At 40.7% G+C, this 18,255-nt stretch carries 17 protein-coding genes and 1 pseudogene; 13 read left to right on the top strand and 5 right to left on the bottom strand.

Annotation, left to right across the window (positions count from 1 at the left end; translation table 11 throughout):
* The first annotated feature begins 68 nt into the window (after positions 1–68).
* Positions 69–302 carry an XRE family transcriptional regulator gene (locus NYE35_RS16905; protein ID WP_341121721.1) on the top strand — a complete coding sequence of 78 codons (234 nt, stop codon included), beginning with the start codon at positions 69–71 and terminating at the stop codon, positions 300–302.
* A 421-nt stretch (positions 303–723) separates the two neighbouring features.
* Here the strand turns inward: NYE35_RS16905 and NYE35_RS16910 are convergent, their stop codons facing one another.
* Positions 724–1,440, bottom strand: coding sequence for a hypothetical protein (locus tag NYE35_RS16910; RefSeq protein ID WP_341121723.1), 717 nt, complete (start codon positions 1,438–1,440; stop codon positions 724–726).
* 85 nt (positions 1,441–1,525) lie between these two features.
* On the opposite strand from NYE35_RS16910, the gene NYE35_RS16915 reads away from it, so the two are divergent.
* Positions 1,526–1,702, top strand: coding sequence for a hypothetical protein (locus NYE35_RS16915; RefSeq protein WP_341122475.1), 177 nt, complete (start codon positions 1,526–1,528; stop codon positions 1,700–1,702).
* Between the two features lie 1,062 nt (positions 1,703–2,764).
* On the top strand, positions 2,765–4,201 hold the full coding sequence (locus NYE35_RS16920) for an amino acid permease (protein WP_341121725.1): 1,437 nt from the start codon (positions 2,765–2,767) through the stop codon (positions 4,199–4,201).
* On the opposite strand, the gene NYE35_RS16925 is transcribed toward NYE35_RS16920, so the two are convergent.
* Positions 4,198–4,830: a LysE family transporter gene (locus NYE35_RS16925; RefSeq protein WP_341122476.1), complete on the bottom strand. Its 633-nt coding sequence runs from the start codon at positions 4,828–4,830 to the stop codon at positions 4,198–4,200. The genes NYE35_RS16920 and NYE35_RS16925 overlap by 4 nt on opposite strands.
* Before the next feature lie 121 nt (positions 4,831–4,951).
* The gene (locus NYE35_RS16930; protein WP_341121727.1) at positions 4,952–5,473 is read right to left on the bottom strand and encodes a DUF3231 family protein; all 522 of its coding nucleotides are present in this window, start codon (positions 5,471–5,473) and stop codon (positions 4,952–4,954) included.
* A gap of 208 nt (positions 5,474–5,681) precedes the next feature.
* On the opposite strand from NYE35_RS16930, the gene NYE35_RS16935 reads away from it, so the two are divergent.
* Positions 5,682–5,948, top strand: coding sequence for a hypothetical protein (locus NYE35_RS16935; protein WP_341121730.1), 267 nt, complete (start codon positions 5,682–5,684; stop codon positions 5,946–5,948).
* Positions 5,949–5,950: 2 nt separating this feature from the next.
* On the opposite strand, the gene NYE35_RS16940 is transcribed toward NYE35_RS16935, so the two are convergent.
* On the bottom strand, positions 5,951–6,805 hold the full coding sequence (locus NYE35_RS16940; RefSeq protein ID WP_341121733.1) for a manganese catalase family protein: 855 nt from the start codon (positions 6,803–6,805) through the stop codon (positions 5,951–5,953).
* A gap of 171 nt (positions 6,806–6,976) precedes the next feature.
* On the opposite strand from NYE35_RS16940, the pseudogene NYE35_RS16945 reads away from it, so the two are divergent.
* The 9 genes and pseudogenes from NYE35_RS16945 (at position 6,977) to NYE35_RS16985 (ending at position 16,896) form a co-directional block, all read left to right on the top strand.
* A pseudogene (locus NYE35_RS16945) lies at positions 6,977–8,197 on the top strand (MFS transporter).
* 585 nt (positions 8,198–8,782) lie between these two features.
* Positions 8,783–9,100, top strand: coding sequence for a WGxxGxxG family protein (locus NYE35_RS16950; RefSeq protein WP_341121735.1), 318 nt, complete (start codon positions 8,783–8,785; stop codon positions 9,098–9,100).
* Positions 9,101–10,795: 1,695 nt separating this feature from the next.
* Complete coding sequence (locus tag NYE35_RS16955; protein ID WP_341121737.1) at positions 10,796–11,440, top strand: hypothetical protein; 645 nt, start codon at positions 10,796–10,798, stop codon at positions 11,438–11,440.
* On the top strand, positions 11,437–11,883 hold the full coding sequence (locus tag NYE35_RS16960; protein WP_341121739.1) for a hypothetical protein: 447 nt from the start codon (positions 11,437–11,439) through the stop codon (positions 11,881–11,883). Before NYE35_RS16955 ends, NYE35_RS16960 begins: the two co-directional genes overlap by 4 nt.
* Positions 11,884–12,011: 128 nt before the next feature.
* Positions 12,012–12,278 (top strand): hypothetical protein, encoded by a 267-nt coding sequence (locus NYE35_RS16965; protein ID WP_341121741.1) that lies wholly within the window; start codon positions 12,012–12,014, stop codon positions 12,276–12,278.
* A gap of 140 nt (positions 12,279–12,418) precedes the next feature.
* Complete coding sequence (locus NYE35_RS16970) at positions 12,419–12,721, top strand: MazG-like family protein (RefSeq protein ID WP_341121743.1); 303 nt, start codon at positions 12,419–12,421, stop codon at positions 12,719–12,721.
* A 391-nt stretch (positions 12,722–13,112) separates the two neighbouring features.
* Positions 13,113–13,790: a response regulator transcription factor gene (locus tag NYE35_RS16975; RefSeq protein WP_341121745.1), complete on the top strand. Its 678-nt coding sequence runs from the start codon at positions 13,113–13,115 to the stop codon at positions 13,788–13,790.
* 69 nt (positions 13,791–13,859) lie between these two features.
* Positions 13,860–15,605 (top strand): DUF885 domain-containing protein, encoded by a 1,746-nt coding sequence (locus NYE35_RS16980; RefSeq protein WP_341121747.1) that lies wholly within the window; start codon positions 13,860–13,862, stop codon positions 15,603–15,605.
* 19 nt (positions 15,606–15,624) lie between these two features.
* Complete coding sequence (locus NYE35_RS16985) at positions 15,625–16,896, top strand: sensor histidine kinase (RefSeq protein WP_341121750.1); 1,272 nt, start codon at positions 15,625–15,627, stop codon at positions 16,894–16,896.
* An 830-nt stretch (positions 16,897–17,726) separates the two neighbouring features.
* Here the strand turns inward: NYE35_RS16985 and NYE35_RS16990 are convergent.
* Complete coding sequence (locus NYE35_RS16990) at positions 17,727–18,248, bottom strand: putative immunity protein (protein WP_341121752.1); 522 nt, start codon at positions 18,246–18,248, stop codon at positions 17,727–17,729.
* Positions 18,249–18,255: the final 7 nt, after the last annotated feature.

Genomic DNA, 18,255 nt, shown 5'->3' on the forward strand with positions numbered 1-18,255 from the left:
GTATATTCATGCTGGCAATGGACAACGCTTAAGGTTAAGTATTATCTTATACGGGAGGTCATCGCTTCTTGAAATTTGAACTAGGACGTTGCTTACTGAATGAACGATTGATGGAATCCGGAAAGTCAGCAGAATGGCTGGCAAAAGACTTGTTTTTTAAACCGGAACGAGTTTACGACTTTATTGAAAACAAAAGAGTGATGCCACTCAAAATTGCCATATCGATCGCCGATTCCATCGGTTGTGATGTTCGTGCCTTGTATGAATTAATTCCGAACGATAATGAAGTAAAGGAAGATTAATGGAATAAGTGGTAGGTTGCATCATTTGGATATGTGGATGCATATATTAAGAAGTATGACTGGTAATCAAATTGATAAATTAAGCCCGAATTAAGGGCTTTTTTTGTGCCTGAAAATAGTGGGAATCAGATAAGGGACTATGTTCTTGTCCTTTGATGTCAGGGGACAAGAACATAGTCCTATAAGAACCCGAGCCTCGCGCGGTTTTTGTATTTTAAGGGATCAAGTTCTTGTCTTTTACTCCAGACAAGAACTTGATCTCTTAGCCGTTAATGGACAGGTACATGGTTCTATTACCGATTTGATATTCATCAAATAAACATGGAATTAATTAACTATTTCCTCAAGGACGTATATAGTCGCATTGACGATTAAATGGATGTCTAATAAAAGGTTATAATACTTAACGTTGGGGCAACTTTTACTCCTTGGTTTCTTTGTCCTTGCCGCCGATATTAAATCCTAACTTTCCATTATATTTGCCTACCTGTCCTGCAACTCCTAAGCCTGCTCCTTGACCGCCGCCGAGTTGTGCCTTGGCCTGGGCGCCGAGACCATTTTCGCCACCAAGCTGCAAATGGGTTTGCAGTCCCGCGCCTTGACTGAACCCCAAGTGTCCTTCGGCATCAGCACTCATACCGTACTCTCCTCCGACCTGCACCCCCGTATGAAAACCTGCCTCTTGACCGCCACCTATTTGGGTTTTCGCCTTAGCCGCAATCCCATACTTGCCGAAGGCCTGGGCTTCGGCATTGAGCCCTAGACCCTGGCTGCTGTCCAGATGAGTATTGCCTTGCGCATGGATTCCATATGAAGGAGTACCCATGTGGCCGCCTGCATACATACCCAAGCTACCTAAGGCTAAATTCCCGCCAGCATTTAAACCAATGCCGTGTTTACCGCCTACTTCTCCTCCCGTATTTAGCTTAATCCCCTGCCCGTTGCATACATTTTCGTTCATATAACCATTTAAAAGTTCTTTTTTGGTGTTTCCGCTGTCTGAGGGTAGATCTGCCAGGCTGCTTTCTGAACGGAAGAGATGGTAGTAATGAGAGTAAGGGAAAGGGGGGTAACGGGTAAAGTAAGTGTATACAGATGGATTAGCCTGGCTGTTTGGATATTCGTTCCCAAAGGTCATCTGGGATACCTCCATTATTCAATTTATTACAACAGCCTATTCATGGATGAGTTGAAGTGATACCCTTCCTAAGTAAACCGTATGAATTCAAGGTTCGCAGCCGATGCACAATGTGCCGGGCAAAGTATCACTTATTTTTAACGGAGAAATCAACAACTACCGGGAGCTGCGTGAATCGGTGCCGGCAGCGTGGCCAGCTGCTGTGCGCCGCGCACCTGGTTGCTTCGGACACATAGGTGGGCGGAACGACCGAAGTCTGTGACCAATCTCGTTAATTTTGTAAGAAAACATGATTATTAATCAACTCATTTATATGGGTGGATTTTATATGCCGGAAAAAGTGGGGGAATCGGCAAAGGGACCAAGTTATTGTTCTATAAGGGACTATGTTCTTGTCTTCTTCTTCCGATGTCCATTGACACAAAAGTGCCAACATAACATAAGGATGAAAAGCTTGATAAATCAGGCTTTTCTTTTTTTATGTAGGAGCATTTGTGTCATACAAAAATGCACAAATGTTCCTACATAATCGTTATTTGACACAAGTTAACTACATTGTCGCGGAGGGTTGTTTAAATAGAAAAACAATTATGTTTTGTAAATTTTTAGTCACACTTTATTGCTAACGCCAGGTTATCTTAATGACACCGAGAATAGAATCAAAATGAATCCCTCTCAATTTTGGTGTAGTTTTATAAAAAAAGTTTGATCAAATATAATAAATTTTAGATAATTTAAAACAAATGTATGACATTAAAGTTGGCGCCTAAACATTATAGTTAGTGTCTTTACACAAAATTTTATCCTTACAACAAAGTTAGTATCCGGTGTAAGGAGATAAAAAAAGTCGCAAATAGTTTTACGATGGTTTAATTCAAGGTACTAAGAAGATAATTAACAGCAATTTAATGCACCTAGAAAAGTCCCGATAATTATGTGATAATGTCGGTTTTAAGGAAGAAAGTTGAAAGGTATGAAGGAGGGGAATTTTGAACCCGAGAAATATCGGGATGAATGCACTTGCGGAGAGCCATTAATATAAAATAGAAGGCAAAGTAGGGTAGCCTGAAGCAGCTTAAGCCTCTTGAGGAAATGGATAAGGGAAGCAGCTCCTCCAAGAGTCGGGCAACAACCCGTTCTAAACTTACGGGGGCGTAAACAAAACAGCACTTCTGAGAAAATGATTATGAATAATAAGAAGTTTGTCATCCTTTCTGGTCTACGGGCTTCCTTTATTAAGGTTACCGTAAATAACGGAATCGCCTGAGGGGAATTCTAGAGAGGAGAAATATCTCAAATTCTAATCAGGATAAGGACGGAATTCATGAAGCAAACTTCCAATAAAACTGAAGAGGACAAAAAATTGAAATGGTGGCAATTGAGCTTATTAGGTATAGCAGGGACTATAGGAACTGGATACTTTTTAGGTTCAGGTCTGGCGATCTCTATGGGTGGCCCGGGAGTCCTGCTTGCCTACATATTAGCGGCTGTTGGTACTTATGTCGTATTTGATGCATTGGCACGTATGACTGCAGAACATCCGGAGCAGGGATCATTCCGATCGTACGCCAAAAAAGCATTTGGAAGCTGGGCCGGATTCGGGAGCGGCTGGTTATACTGGTTCTCGGAACTGTTGATTATGGGAAGTCAGCTCACAGCATTGTCCATATTCTCGCGTTTTTGGTTCCCGGCCGTACCGATGTGGGTATTTGCTGCCAGCTTTGCGGCCGTGAGCCTATTGATTGTGTTTTTTGGTAATAAGGGCTTTGACAGGGTTGAAAATATACTGGCCATCATTAAAGTGGCGGCTATACTAATGTTCCTTGTTATTGCTGCCGTACTTCTGACGGGTTGGATCGGCGGTTCTAAGTTCTCACCGAAAGTTCCACTTGGGTTTAAAGCGTTGTTTCCATCTGGAGGTATCGGGTTGTGGTCTGCCTTTATTTTTGCTTTTTATGCCTATGGTGGCATTGAGGTGCTGGGAATTATGTCCTACAGGCTAAAGAAACCTGAGGAAGCTCCAAAAGCAGGAAGGGTGATGTTGCTGGGACTGGCTACAGTATACGTTCTCTCAATCGGGCTTGCAGTAATCATGGTGCCGCTTAGTGCTTTTAATCCAAAAGAAAGTCCTTTTGTGCTCGCGCTCAGCAGCGACCATCTGACCTTTATACCGCATTTGTTTAACGGGGTGTTGATCATAGCTGGGTTCTCCACGATGACAGCTTCGCTTTATGCCATTACCTCGATGATGATCACTCTTTCCCAGGAAGGGGATGCACCCAAGGTTTTTTCGAAGAAATGGAAGGATAAATATCCGTTTTTTGCCCTTTGTTTAATAGCTGGAGGTTTAGGAGGTACCATTATGATGTCATTGTGGTTGCCAGGAAAAGTATACGAATACATTACAACGGCTGCCGGACTGATGATCCTCTATAACTGGTCCTTTATATTGCTCTCCTCCCGCAAGCTGCTTAAGCCCAGTCTCCTAAACGGGGTGAAACGCTGGCTAGGCTTAGTGCTGATCGCTACTGCTGTAGCAGGTACGCTATTTCATGCGCTCAGTCGTCCAGGCTTCTACATCAGCCTGCTAATTGTTTCGCTGATTGCCTTGAGTGATTGGATCGTTCAACACATCCGTAATAAGAAGGACAGTTATGTTATGGGGCATGGGGCGGACGAACAGACCCATGAATATCATTCTTTACCGGGCGGTCCTGAATTTCGGATTAAGGGTATCAGGATGCGAAAAAACAAGGTTTAATGAAAAAAGAGAAGTCGGGCAGCCTGTACACCAAAATAAAAACCAAATCCAATCAGCGACAGACCTGACAGAACGGAAATCGCCTTCAATACCCGAACGGTTAGAAATTTACGAAAGAGGCTGGAGGCGGCAGCCATGGTTACATCCCAGAAAAGAATCCCTAATACGATTGCTCCGCTATAGATCAATAACTGCTGCATCGGATACTCGCTGACCGCCTTGGCTAATATTGAGCCGTAAATACCCAACCAAAAAAGGATCGAGAGGGGATTGAACAAGGACATGAGAAATCCCGACAGATAAGATTTGGATAGTGAGGTATCGTTGCCCCTCAGCCCGTCAGCTGAAATGTCACCTGTATTTTTAATGCTGTCTACACCTGAATAGACGAGGACAAAGAATCCGAACAACCACAAAAACACTTTAACAAACGGGGCGTTCAGCAGATGAATGAGGCCAAAATAGACAAGCAGCATGTAGATGATATCGGCGCTGATCGCCCCTAAACCAACAGCCCAGGCAGGCATGAATCCTCCGCGAAGTCCCTTGTCAAGCTGTGCTGCATTAATGGGGCCGATAGGTGCCGATAGGGATAACCCTAGAATCATATAACCAATAAATACGTTAATGTTGTCCTCCTCCTTTATATAGATAGCTTATTCTGATAAAGGCAGTGGTAGGACAACCAAAAAGAAGGCCTGCGAATGATCGCGGGCCTTCTTTTTTTATAAGATGAAGAGTGAGCAGGATTTACGCTTTTACGGATTCAGGTCTTTTAACAAGAAGAGGTGGAGGAATCAACCAGCCCTTTTTCTTAGTCAAATGTAGAATTTTAAGGCCGATGGCTGCTTTGGTAAGGTGATATTTAGCAAACAAAGCCCCTATATCTTCTCTGATCGATTGCCCCATCGCCTGACTACATGCCACAAGTCCCGTAGCATTATCAGCTGCAAGTTTGGCAGCAATTTCAGGATCTGTGAAACGTGCCCCTGCAGGAATATCTTCAAGTTTGGCATCAGGCCGATTCGGCATTAATGGTGCAGATGCAATACCTTGCTGTGAGAGCAGTGTATCACACTCACTGATTTCAAGTTCCGCTTGATCAATTAAAGTACCTAATATTTTTTTTAGGTCATTGTCGCCAGTGTGATACATATAAGCTCTGTAACAAGAGAGTGCTCCCTTTGCGACCATTGAGGCTTGCCAAACTGTAAAAATCTCTCCATAATGCATCGGTTCTTCTTTGGGGTTACCGCCTAGAATCCCTGTCATAAATAGTCTCCTTTATTGTTGGATTTGAACAAACATTAGCATACCCACAACAACAAGAAAATTGCAGCTTTTCACTTAAAACAGGTAAGTCAATTGGAGGCTTCGCCATTAATGTAAGTTTAACGATAAATAGATAATAATTATCTCATAATAGTATAAATGTAAAATAAGGAACGACTAAATTGAATACGAGTTATGGAGGAATCAAATGCTATTTAACGTGATCATTGGATGGATACTTTCATGGACGATTGGCAGTTACTATTTTAGAAAGGACTTATCAGTAATCATTCTTAACGGACCGCTTGCAAGTGTAATTGCCTTTGTATTCAATGAGGTTGGATATCACTGGAGATGGTGGAGTGTAACTCCAGCCAAGGGTTCGTTATCCTATGGGGGATCTGATCGTAAAATTAAAATCCCTCCTAAACTCTGGAGGGATTTTGAGGGGAGATTTCTAACTATGGTTACATAGTCTCAGACATGCGTATCCCGCAGACCTGGGCTATGCTCATTCGGCATCTCTGGCATAACAGGTACAGGGAAACCGCTTGGAGGAGGGACTACTTCTAGATTTCCTTTATTTCGGCTAGGAGAAGCACCTTGGAATATTTCAGCAATTCTGGTTGGATCCAAACTAAAGTTGAACTGTGCATTATGGTAGCCCATATCTACGAATTTACGACATTCCGGATACTTATTAATGTCATAATTTGGAATAGGGAATACATTTCCCCAATTCACACCGAGGGTCTCAAGAGCCTTGGCAAAAGCATTTTGGTGTGCGTTATCTCGTACAATCAGGAAGGCGAGTGTTTCACGGAATGCTTTGTTGGAGCTCATTTCGTAAATCCGAGTTTTCTGGAGCACACCTGTCGATTCAAGTACAACATTGTCCAAGAGGTCACTGATCAGATTGCCATGACTATAGACGTAATTTCCGAGCCACGGATTACCCATCGCATCAACAGGCAGTGAGGCTTGCGCACCCATGATGAAATGATGGGGATTGGCATGCTTCACAGCTTCATCTAGTGGTGCGCCATCTCTGCCTGCATTTCCGGCTTGTTCTTCACCGGATCCGTTTAGCAGTTGGTTGATTGTATGCTGTACCAGATCCACGTGGGCAATTTCCTCTAGGAATACTCCTCGAAGCAAATCACGAAACTGAGTTTCTTTTCCACGAAAATTGCTGCTTTGGAAGAAATACTGCATCATGGTACGCATTTCTCCATAATGACCACCTAAAATTTCCTGTAAAACTTTAGCTGCTGCAGGATCTGGTTTATCTATCACAATGTTATTAATCAAACCTTCTTTATAAAAATACAAATGAACATCCTCCTTGTAAATCTGGTATGGTTTTTTCCCATGTAGTTTCCTCTGCAGTATGCTTGTTTATACGCTTAATGCATAGCATTGCTTTTCTAGTACAAGTTGTATAATTACAGCTGTAATAACCACAATAATCAGGATGCGAATATTAAATTAGGTGGTTCTCCCATGAAAGGTAAAAAGGGGGCATTAATAGCACTAGCTTCCATCCCGTTAATCTCTTGGCAATTCTATGCTATTGCCTATTTTGCCACAGATATCAAAAGAGTTGGGTATCAATGCTTTTCAAGTCAGTATGATCATCACTGTTTATGGGCTCATAGCCATATTATGATTCCAATAGCCGGGTATTTTTCGGACCGCTTTGGGCGAAAAATCGTCATATTACCTAGTCTGATTCTTGCGGCCTTAGGCGGAACAGTTTGTGTTGTGTCTACCTGGTTCTTAAATGTAGTAACTGCTTATTGGGTAATCCTTAGGGGACGTTTTCTTCAGGGAATTGGAGCAGCAGGTGCATTTCCGATCGTACTTCCATTTGTAGCTGATCTGTTTAAGGATGAAAGAGAGGTTAGTAAAGGATTGGGAGTCATTGAGGACTTCGAATACCTTCGGTAAAGTGTTAAGTCCGATCCTTGGCGCTTATCTAGGCACATTACTTTGGTATGCACCCTTTATTGCAATTCCGGTCCTGTGGTCTGATCTCCTTTATTCTTGTTGTATTTCTCGTTAAGAAACCAAAAGCAGAGGAAAAGGCCGATAAGAAAAACATCGGGCAATTTATAACTGGCATCAAAGAAATCTTGCATGAGAAGAGCCGTTGGTTGTATGCGATATTTGCGATTGGCGGAATCTGTATGTTCGTAACCTTTGGAGTGCTGTTCTATTTATCGGAGACTTTGGAAGCAAAGTATAAGCTGCTGGGAGCTTCAAAGGGATTTGTACTGGCAATTCCTCTTGCGCTACTGTGTCTGGCCTCTTATGGAAGCGGTAAAAACATCGGCAAAAAACAAGTTATTAATGAAATGGCTCGGCTTCGGTGGAATGGCTCTGATCACGGCAGCAATGTTCATCACAGGCTTTAGTCAAAATATTTATTTCATGGTAGGGCTTTTAAGTTTAAGCGGTATTGGAATTGGGGTTGTATTGCCTTGTATGGATGCTCTGATTACGGAAGGAATTGAAAAAGAAAACCGCGGCACGATCACCTCTTTATACAGCAGTATGAGGTTTATTGGGGTTGCACTGGGACCACCGGTCGTATCACTTCTGATGAACCGAGGTCATTGGGTCTTATTCGGCACTATGGCTGCATTAGGGGCGATCGGCGGACTGTTATCCTTATTCGCTGTTACTCCAAATAAGGGGAAGACAGGAGAAGAGAACAATTAGAAGCCAAGCAGCTTGAGGCATAAGAAAGGCAATCCAATGCGCCAGCGTGTGCGATAGTTCACTGTCTGAGCAAGGAGCGGTATATTTTGAAATTAACAATTCGATGTGTACATTCTTTATCTTTGCGAAGAGTGATGCTGCAGATGGTGTTTATTTCCAGTATATAATTGGTTTTAAAAGTCAAATGGAATACTTTGGTGAAGGTAAAAGGTGAACCTTATCTCACTTCGGACTAAATAAAAAACAAATCTGATCCTGATAAATCTCAGTCAAGCATTGGGAATCTGTTATCAGAAGCATATTAGCACATTTAACGTTCCCTTCCTTATTCATCAGTCAAGGAAACGATCCGGACAAAAAGTAGAGTTTACAGGAAATCAGATTGATATACTCCCGACAGTTGCGAATATCATGGGAATTGACTTGAAATGCTTAGGTTTTACAACATTCGGTCGAGAATTACTGAATATAAAACATAATTTTTTCTGAAGCAAGGCAAGACCTGAAAATTCTAGGATAGGAAGTCTAGAGAAGGGGAAAATATTTTTGGGTACTGCCAGCCCAATAATATTTGGAGGGGAAAAAATGAAGAAGGTTGGTACTTTTGTATCAGTTGTATGTCTTAGTTTACTTTTAAGTATTCCTGCATTTGCGAACCAAGATGAAGCAAACCTAGGTATACAAACACAGTACTCGGTCAATCAAACGAACAACTTGAATGCAAAGAATGATAATACAACGGTGAATCAGAATTCAACAGCTAATCAAAATGGAAATTACAGAGCACAAGCAGACGCGAATGAGAATCGGGGAACTAATTGGAGCTGGTTGGGTCTTTTAGGTTTGCTTGGACTTACAGGTTTACGGAAAAGAAGTCCTGAAAGAAGCCACGAAAGAAGTTAAGCTTTTTGGAACCAGAAGGGAATAACTCCTCACAACAAAACCCCATTAAGTTTATGCTTGATGGGGTTTTGCAATGGAACTCAGGTTGAGCGTAGCTTGAGGATATCATATGTGGAAACGTGAATTTTAGACTTCAATAATAATCGGAAGAATCATGGGAAGCCGTTTTGTTTTCTCATAAAGAAAACTGTCTTCAAAAAACAGTAATCTTCAGGCCTTTTTTGGAGTCGAATTTGAACCTTATGGAAGAAATGATAAACCTTGTACAAGTAAATACAAAAGGAGTTTACTACTCATCAATTTTTGATTTGAATATTGATGTACTCAATAAAGATACTGTGGAAATAAACTATAAAGAAATCTATTGGTCACTTGTTAGAACACTAGAGGCATTTAAAAACCACATTTTTTGTTCTAACTTAAAAGAACATCGGCACTCTATAAAGTGATTAGTTGGCATGTACAAGAGAAGAGAAGAGAAGAAGGGTTCCCACCAATTTGTCCTTATGCGTTGCTTACGTATTCTGGAAGGAAAGTATGTACCGGTTCAACCCTTTTGTAGATGAGGGGAAGATATTTAGTCATAAAAATTTAAAATCGTTTGATCCTTCCTTTTTATTGTTTTGAAGAAGACTTTAAAGAGATATTGATGGTCTTTAATCGCAGTGAATATCGGATGATGACATGTTTATTAAATCACTTATTATGGGAATTAGCACATACGTATTTTAATAAATGGGTAACAATCGCTACTCAGTATGCCAAATTACATCCAAATGGAGATAGCCATTTTAAGTCCGAATATAGAAACCCATAGAGATTATTTCTGATTTTTTGTTATAGGGCGGATGATCATTTATATTTATGTAGGCAACTTTGTTGTCGAAGGACAAGAACATAGTCCCATTAGATCCCGCGCCCAGCGCGGGTTTTCTGTTTTAAGGAACCAAGTTCTTGTCCTTTTCTCTGGACAAGAACTTGGTCCCTTAGCCGAATATGGTACTATTGCCGATTTGAAAACCATTAAAATACATAATCATGTACTGATCTTATCGGAGTATCAGTACTCACTCTTTAATGAACGTATAATAATCAATAAGTAATTATACACCATCAGACCTTATCCATATATAAATGAGCTGATTGCCTAAAAATATTTTGTGTTCCATAAATATTATTATTTGGAAGCATGAGGTATTTTTAATTCTTTATTTAACTGCTCCGTTACTTCGATCGTACTTTCATTGAAAATATTATTTAGAACTGTGAATGTTATTCTTTGAGTGACAGTGTAGCATCCGCTATAAGATGCATGGCGCAGATCTCAGCTGCAACAATGTGAACCACTCCGTTAATTACTTCCGAAGTTAATTGATTTATACCTATAACACCCTATATCGCTTGATCATTACTCTAATACTATAGGAGTGTAACGGTTCCACAATTATTTATGCGACTTTTTGCACAAACACCCTTAAATATTGATGTTAAAGTTGCAAATATATAAGATTTAACTTCACCAATAGTAGGGGGACTAGCGTTATGAATAGTAAATTTGCATTAGTGTTAAAAAGTATAATGGCGATGATCATACTTATAAGTACACTGGGAATAAGGACAAATGATAAAGTATATTCGGCAGTTGAGCAGAAGAAGGTTATCGGACTTTAATTCTATTACAATGACAACAAAGAGATGCAACAACTGGTTCCTACGGTTAAGGTTTATGAAATGGACTACTCTAACGGCGATGAAACCTTTAAAGAATATGAGTTCGTGAATATGGCATTTCCCTATCCGGACGGGTACTCTACAGATTGGAACGTTATACGTGAGTATACTGGGGAAGCAATGGAGGGAGAGGATTACAATCTGTTTATAGACAACCGAAAAGTTGTCATTGATGGCCGGGTATATGGCTATGGCTTATATCAAAACAATAAACGAATCTACAGTGGCAAACACCCTTTCGCTGATTCAGAGCACATCTCAGAAAGAGTATATTTTTTTGACTATGCCAATAAAGAGTTGAAGCTGCTAAGGACGGCAGCCCACATCAATAAGAATAGATTTTATCCTATTCCCACTTGGGACAGCGAAGGAAATTCGATTTGTTCTGAGACCTGGGACACTACTATTACGGGTACCACGCTCTCTGTGCATCCTAGTAACAATACATACATTTTAGATAATACCGCTACTAAACAGCTGCAATTCTATTCTTTTACTGACAATACAACCTATCTTACTGTAAAATCCGGTGACTATCTGGGAACACGAGACCTTTCCTCCTGTACCAGATCTTATGCCTGTATTTTGGCAATGATACTGTATCAGTGAACGATAATCTGGTCATACGGATGAATGGCAAAATATATGAAATGAATCAGCAAAGGCATTTATCTGAAATTAAAAAAATCAACACCTCAGGTGAACGTTGGAAAATTCAATTCGGGGATTATATCTTAGAGCGCCAACAAAGATTATACATGACCAATCAAAAAACGAAACAAAAAATAGCAATAACACCTCAGAATGCCTATGTACGGGCAATACATTTATCTCCTGATCGCCGCTATTTGGTAAGTGAATTATGGCCTTCACAAGAAAAACCAATATATTCGGTATATGACACAGTTGCACAGAAAAAAATCCGTGACATCGACTTCCTTATACTCAATATCCATCGGATGTCACATGGCATTCAAATACTATACTTGAATATACTCCTTTCACAAGCAGCAGACCTTTATATATCAAGGATGTACATATTGATATTTTAAAAGGGATTATCACTAAAGAGGATATTAAGGCCTTTGATTCACCAGGAGATTATGTCATTGTTTCAAATTCGCTTCAGAATTATTTCACCTACGCACGACCTTCGAAAATATTATATAAAGATAAACCGGTGGTTTATACCTACCAGCCTGCTTTTTTGGGCATGAACGAATTGTTGTATTGCTCTATCAAAGACCTGGCAATCACAATAGGTGCAGGTATACGTATCGAAGGAAGGCAAGTGATTGTCTCTTTAAAAAACAAACAGGCTACCGTCGATTTAGATAGTAAGGATGTCCTTGTTCAAGGCGGAGTCGTATATGCCCCAGTTAAAGCGATTGTGTTGAAGCTGGGATTGAAATATACGAGAGGAGAGGAAGGGATTATAATCGAGTAAAATTGACCGGCACCTCAGAGGATTGCTATTGCAGTCTGATGGTTAAATACTTTAAGTTAATTTATGCCTACTACAACGCTTTACAAATATACACTGAAGAGATGTATAAAAAAATTATTTATAGGACAGGTGAGAATAAAATGATTGATTTATTACAATTACAAAAGAGAGTTTATCAGAATAAAATTGCGAAAGGATTTAATGTAACGGATGTTTTCCAAGAGTTTTGTTTTATCTATGGTGAATTATCAGAAGCCTGCGATGCTTACCGGAAAAAGAAAAATGATTTGGGTGAAGAATTGGCTGATGTTGCTCTCTACTTGATAGGACTCTCGGAACTTCTGGGAATTAACCTGGAAGAAGAGATCATGCGTAAAATGGAAAAAAACGAAAAAAGAATATACGAAAATAGAAATGGTGTACTTACAAAAGTAGAAGAGTAATTTCCTGTCTTTACTACTATCTGGCAGGGGCAAAACTCCAGCTGGAAGGGTTCATTATAATGCGGGACAGCCTGAAGACAACCAAAATTAATTATTCCAAATTCGAAACGGGTAACAAGAAGGTGCTAGGCAATTGGATAAGATGTCGGTGCTTCTTGACAAGTATGAAAGTAAATACTTCAAATAAATAGTTTAATAAAAAGAACCCAAAGTACTTTAAGGGTTCTTTTTTAACGGTTGACACGAACTTTGTTACATTCCCGATATGATTTCATCTACTGCAGAAAGTTAAAAGATGGCATTGTTCATAAGCTGACGGGCAGGCAATATGGTACTATTTAGGAGGAACTGAGATGTCTAACCCCATATTTGTTCATTCATGGAGGGACTTATGAAGCTGTTGATCGTAGAGGACGATATTGGAATATCGCACACAATTGCAAGAGTTATGCAGGATGAAGGGCATAAGGTTACGGAGTGTCAAAACGGAGAAGATGGCTTGCATCACGCACTGTACGGCGAGTTCGATTTAATAATTTTGGATATTATGCTGCCTAAGGTTGATGGATTTACGTTCATCCAAGAGCTGAGGAAGCAAAGAGTGGATATCCCCATTCTTTGTCTGACGGCAAAAGACGGATTGAACGACCGGGTAAAGGGGTTAACGATCGGAGCGGACGATTATGTGGTGAAGCCATTCGAAATTCCAGAGCTGATTGTCAGAGCTAAAGTGCTGTTGCGCCGTTATGGCAAGGTTAATCAAGAAGAGCAGATTAGCTACGGCCCGATTGCTATTCAAGTTCGAAATCGAACAATAACGGTCACAGGAGAAGAGCTGACTTTAACAGAAAAGGAATATGAGCTGCTTGAGTACCTGCTCATGAATAAAGAGCAGATCGTGACGAAAGAGCAAATCTATAACCGAATTTGGGGACTGGATTCAGAAGCGGGAATTGGCATCGTTGAGCTCTATGTCCATTATCTTCGGAAGAAGCTGTCTTCATGGCATGCCGATCAATATATCCAAACCGTAAGAGGTTTGGGCTACATACTCAGAATAAACAAGTAGTTTTTCAAAGGGAAATCAAAGGTTCATCTTATATATTCTTCTTATACACTATAAAGGGGAGAATAATGCATGAACCTTGTAAGACAGATGTTTAAGAACACCAGAGTGACTATTTTATTAGCTGTGTTACTTCTCGTATTGCTGATTGCAGGCGGTTTGTTTGGGCAGACCCAACATCAGCCAGAGAGTTTCGACGGATTGATTCAGAAGATAGCGGTAGATGCGCTTAAGGATGACCCTGAGACACAGCTTTATTTTGACGTGAAAAATGTGGAGGGAATCCGATGGGGTCCCACTAAGCTTACGGACCTGTCGGATGCCGATTACGAACTATTAAACGATAAGAGAAATGACTTGTTAAAAAAATTGAATAACTATGATGCTGCTAAGCTTTCCACGGAAGACAAACTCACCTACGATATCCTAAAATGGGACCTAAGCGCGGCGCAGCAGGTATTTAAATATTGGGATTTGAACACGAACGACTACCTTTCCCTAACCAATTTTCCGCCGTATTTCGCGAACAACTATCCGATTCGCAGCCAAGCAGATGCAAAGAATTATATCGTTGCGCTGAACGGGTTTTCAGATAAAGTCGCACATGTCATTGATAGAATTCAAGACAGACGGGAGAAAGGTATTGTCCCTTCTTCTGAATTTCTTAAGGAAATGCTTACGAGTTACAGCAAATTGCAGAATACGAAACCGGAAGAAACGATTCTGTACAGTTTGTATGCAGAGAAATTAACCGAGTTAAAACTCGATCCCTCCGAAGAGGAAAAGCTGAAAAAAACGTTAGCGCAAACCCTAACCGATCATGTACTGGCTTCTTACGGCAAACTTGCCGATGTGATCAAGAACGATCTTATGAAGCAAGCATCCGTGAACCAAGGAATCTGGAATCAGCCGGGCGGCAGCGAGTATTATTCTGCAAGGCTCAAACTTACTACGGGTACGGACCTTAGTCCTCAGAAAATTCACGAGATCGCTAAACGCAAGGTAGAAGAGATCAAGAAGGAGCTAAGAAGCGGGGCTTCGGGTCACGCACAAACTACATCTGCAGCCAGATTCCTAACTGGAGATAAATTGCTGCAAGCGTTAAACAGCAGTCTGTCGGATGCCACGCCCTACTTGTCCGATTGGTTTGAAGAGGAGCTTATCCCGGACCATCCCGTGGATGTGCGGGCGTATTCGGCTCTTTTCGCATCGGCAGGTGGAATGTATATCCCCTTATCTATAGATGGTGATAGGAGCGGGAGATTTGTCATTCCACTCGAAAATCCGACCTCTGAAGAAATAGTTAAATTGCTTGCCTTGCATGAGGGTATTCCAGGACATCACTTTCAATTCTCGATTCAATATGATCAACCATCCATTCCATTAATCCGCAAAATAACGATGACGGCTGGATACGTAGAGGGATGGGCGGTCTATATGGAAAGCTTATGCGCGGAGAAGGGGTTGCTTGATCGGAATATAGTACTAAACCGTTTGCTGGGCAATTCCATGGGTACCGTGATAGATACGGGTATCCATGGGCTGAAGTGGACAAGAGAACAAGCTAATGAGTATCTGGTTAGTGTTACCGGAACGGGGAACGATGCTTTGATCGACAGTGTCATTGCCTATCCTGGACTTAACGAAAACTATGCGATCGGATCGGAGCAATTCCAATCCCTTCGGGAGAAGGCGGAAAGCGAACTCGGGGATCGCTTCGATATCAAGGCATTTCATTCCGTTCTTCTTCGAAACGGGAATATGCCATTTCCAATATTGGAGCAGCAAGTGAATCAATACATCAAATCCGCCAAATAAAAGGAGAGCAAACCCCGGTATGATTAAACGCACGTTAGTACGAATGACGATATGGAACAGCACGGTCGTATTTTGCTTGCTCGTCACACTGGGGGGAGCGTTATATGGGTTGGCACATTATCGGATCTATTCCGATATTGACCGTCATCTGGTGTTTAATATTGACCACATGCAACAAATTTCTCTAAGTAACGGGGAGCAAGTACTTAACATTGATTCGAAGGAACCGGAACGTTTTATGATGTCATTTTATTGGGATTCCAACGATGCATTGATTCAAAGCGTATATTATAAAGTACCATATATCGAATTGAGTTCGATGCTTCGGGAAAAACAAAACCACATGCGGCCCGAGTCGATACTCGTGGGTAAGAAAACCTATCGATTCGTGAGCAGACCCTATCAGGGTAAATTGCCAATAGTCGAGAAACTGTCGAACATTCCTTTGAAAACAATTCAGATATTTACGGAAATTTCCGCCGAGGTGTATTATTTGAACCGGTTATTATGGTGTATTAGTATTGGAATCGGTGTCGGCGCGTTATTATCTATCATCGCAGGTTACGCTTTGGCTAGACGGGCGCTCATACCAATTCAGAAGGCTTGGGATAAGCAGCAGCAATTCGTTGCAGATGCCTCTCACGAGTTGAGAAGTCCGCTCTCGGTCGTCCGAGGGCAAACACAAATATTGTTACGCCATCCCGATCATACGATCGAGGAAGAAAGTGCTCCAATTTCAGCCATTCTGAAAGAAACCAAAAGAATGAGCAACATGGTAGACGGCCTACTTCTTCTGGCAAGAGGCGATTCACATGAGGAAGTTATCTCATGCACACCTGTTCGTATTGACGGGATCATTAAAGAGATCGCCAAAAAAATGGAGCCAATAATGGATTACAAGCAGTTGCGGGTACAGCTTCATGTCGAAGGCTCGGAATTGCTCATGAATGGAGATGAGAATCGTCTCATACAGTTGTTCATGATTTTGTTGGACAATGCCATTAAATTTACGCAGGCGGATGGGCAAATCGATCTTGAGTGTCTTAGGCAGGGGAAATCAGTTCTTGTAACCGTCAAGGATAACGGAGTGGGTATTTCGGAACATGAATTACCACTCGTATTTAATCGCTTTTATAAGGGAGATTCCTCTAGAAGTAGAGGGGATCATGGAGCGGGTCTAGGGCTATCGATCGCACGTTGGATCGTCGATCAACATCAAGGTACTGTCCACATTAGCAGCGGGGTAGGGTGTGGTACGACAGTTATGATTCGGTTTCCGGTAATTAGTTAAATAATAATAGTACTCTTCAAAAGAGACTTACAATTGTTGTCGGGACTTTTGGGGATATCTATAGAACGCAGCAAAGTTCTTTATTATCTAATCTTTTCAAAAAAGAAGAAATTAGTACATACTGTGCAATAAGCGAAGAAGATTATATGGCTTCGCTACCGGTTATTAGCGCATATAAACAAAGGGTGATTATCGCTCAATGTTTAACTTGGATGTGATGCCTTGTAGGAATTTCAAAAAAACCGTTGAATCAGCTCAACAGTTTTTTTGAATGCATTTGAGTCGTCCTATAAGTGGTTGATGAAACTCTGAGCAATTGATATGGCCAGTCGAAATCGCAAGGCTCTAATTAATGATGTGGTTATTGCTCGGAACTCGAAAGAGGAAGTGATAAATAGATCAAATAATATAAACCCCTAGATTGTGACACAATCCATATAGATCTATGTATAGTCTAAGTAGAATGCATCTTAGTGACATATGTACAAAATACGGGTTTTGTGAGGAAGTAGTGTATAAATTAAAGGAACCAACCAATTTGATCCAAATTATTGCCAATTTACTGTCTATTAATGATTATCTAATCAATGTTCAAACCTGTTCAAAATAACTGCCCTTTCATAAGCAATTGATTCTTATTTAGTAATCGATTTATCTTAAACGAGTATTAAGCTTTAAAGCTCATCAAGTCTCGCATAAAACTTTAAGTGCTGATAATGTTTTTATTGTTGCATTAGATTACATAACTCTCGATTATAAAAAGTTAATTATTACCAGTATTTAATTTTTTAGAATCATCCTCATACATGTTCATCTTTAAAGCTTTAATTTCAAAGCAACTCTTCAGCTATCCTTAATTGTCTTTCCCGTTCTTTAGTAGCTGCCTCTGCAACTGAAGAATGTTCTGATATGTAATTCACTAGTTTAACTGCATAGTCACTGCAAACCATAGCATGTCCTCTCATATGTCCAGTTGCAATGGCTTGTGCAAAAGAACGGGCAGCATACTTATCGGTTGTGGACTCTTTGGCCAATTCATTGACTATAAATCCAACTTTTCTTAAGTCAAAGGCTCTAATCTCACCAGTTATACGCTTTTCTAGCGTTTCTATACCTAAATCAATCCGCGGGTCATTTACAAGCTGCTGGTCCAGATGATCCAGGTGCTCAGCTGCTACTTTCAAAGCCCATTTGGCCAGAAACTTCTGCGGCAGCTCTTCAAGCGTTTCTTCAAGCCGATTTCTTAATTCATGGTTATCTATAATCTTTATCTTTGGACTAGTATAAGTAAACATGTTAGTTTCTCTTAATTGCTGTTCATGTTTATTCCATGCATATTCCTCAATATTCAACGAATCA

Source organism: Paenibacillus sp. FSL L8-0494 (assembly GCF_038003695.1).
Classification (GTDB): Bacteria; Bacillota; Bacilli; order Paenibacillales; family Paenibacillaceae; genus Paenibacillus_AQ; species Paenibacillus_AQ odorifer.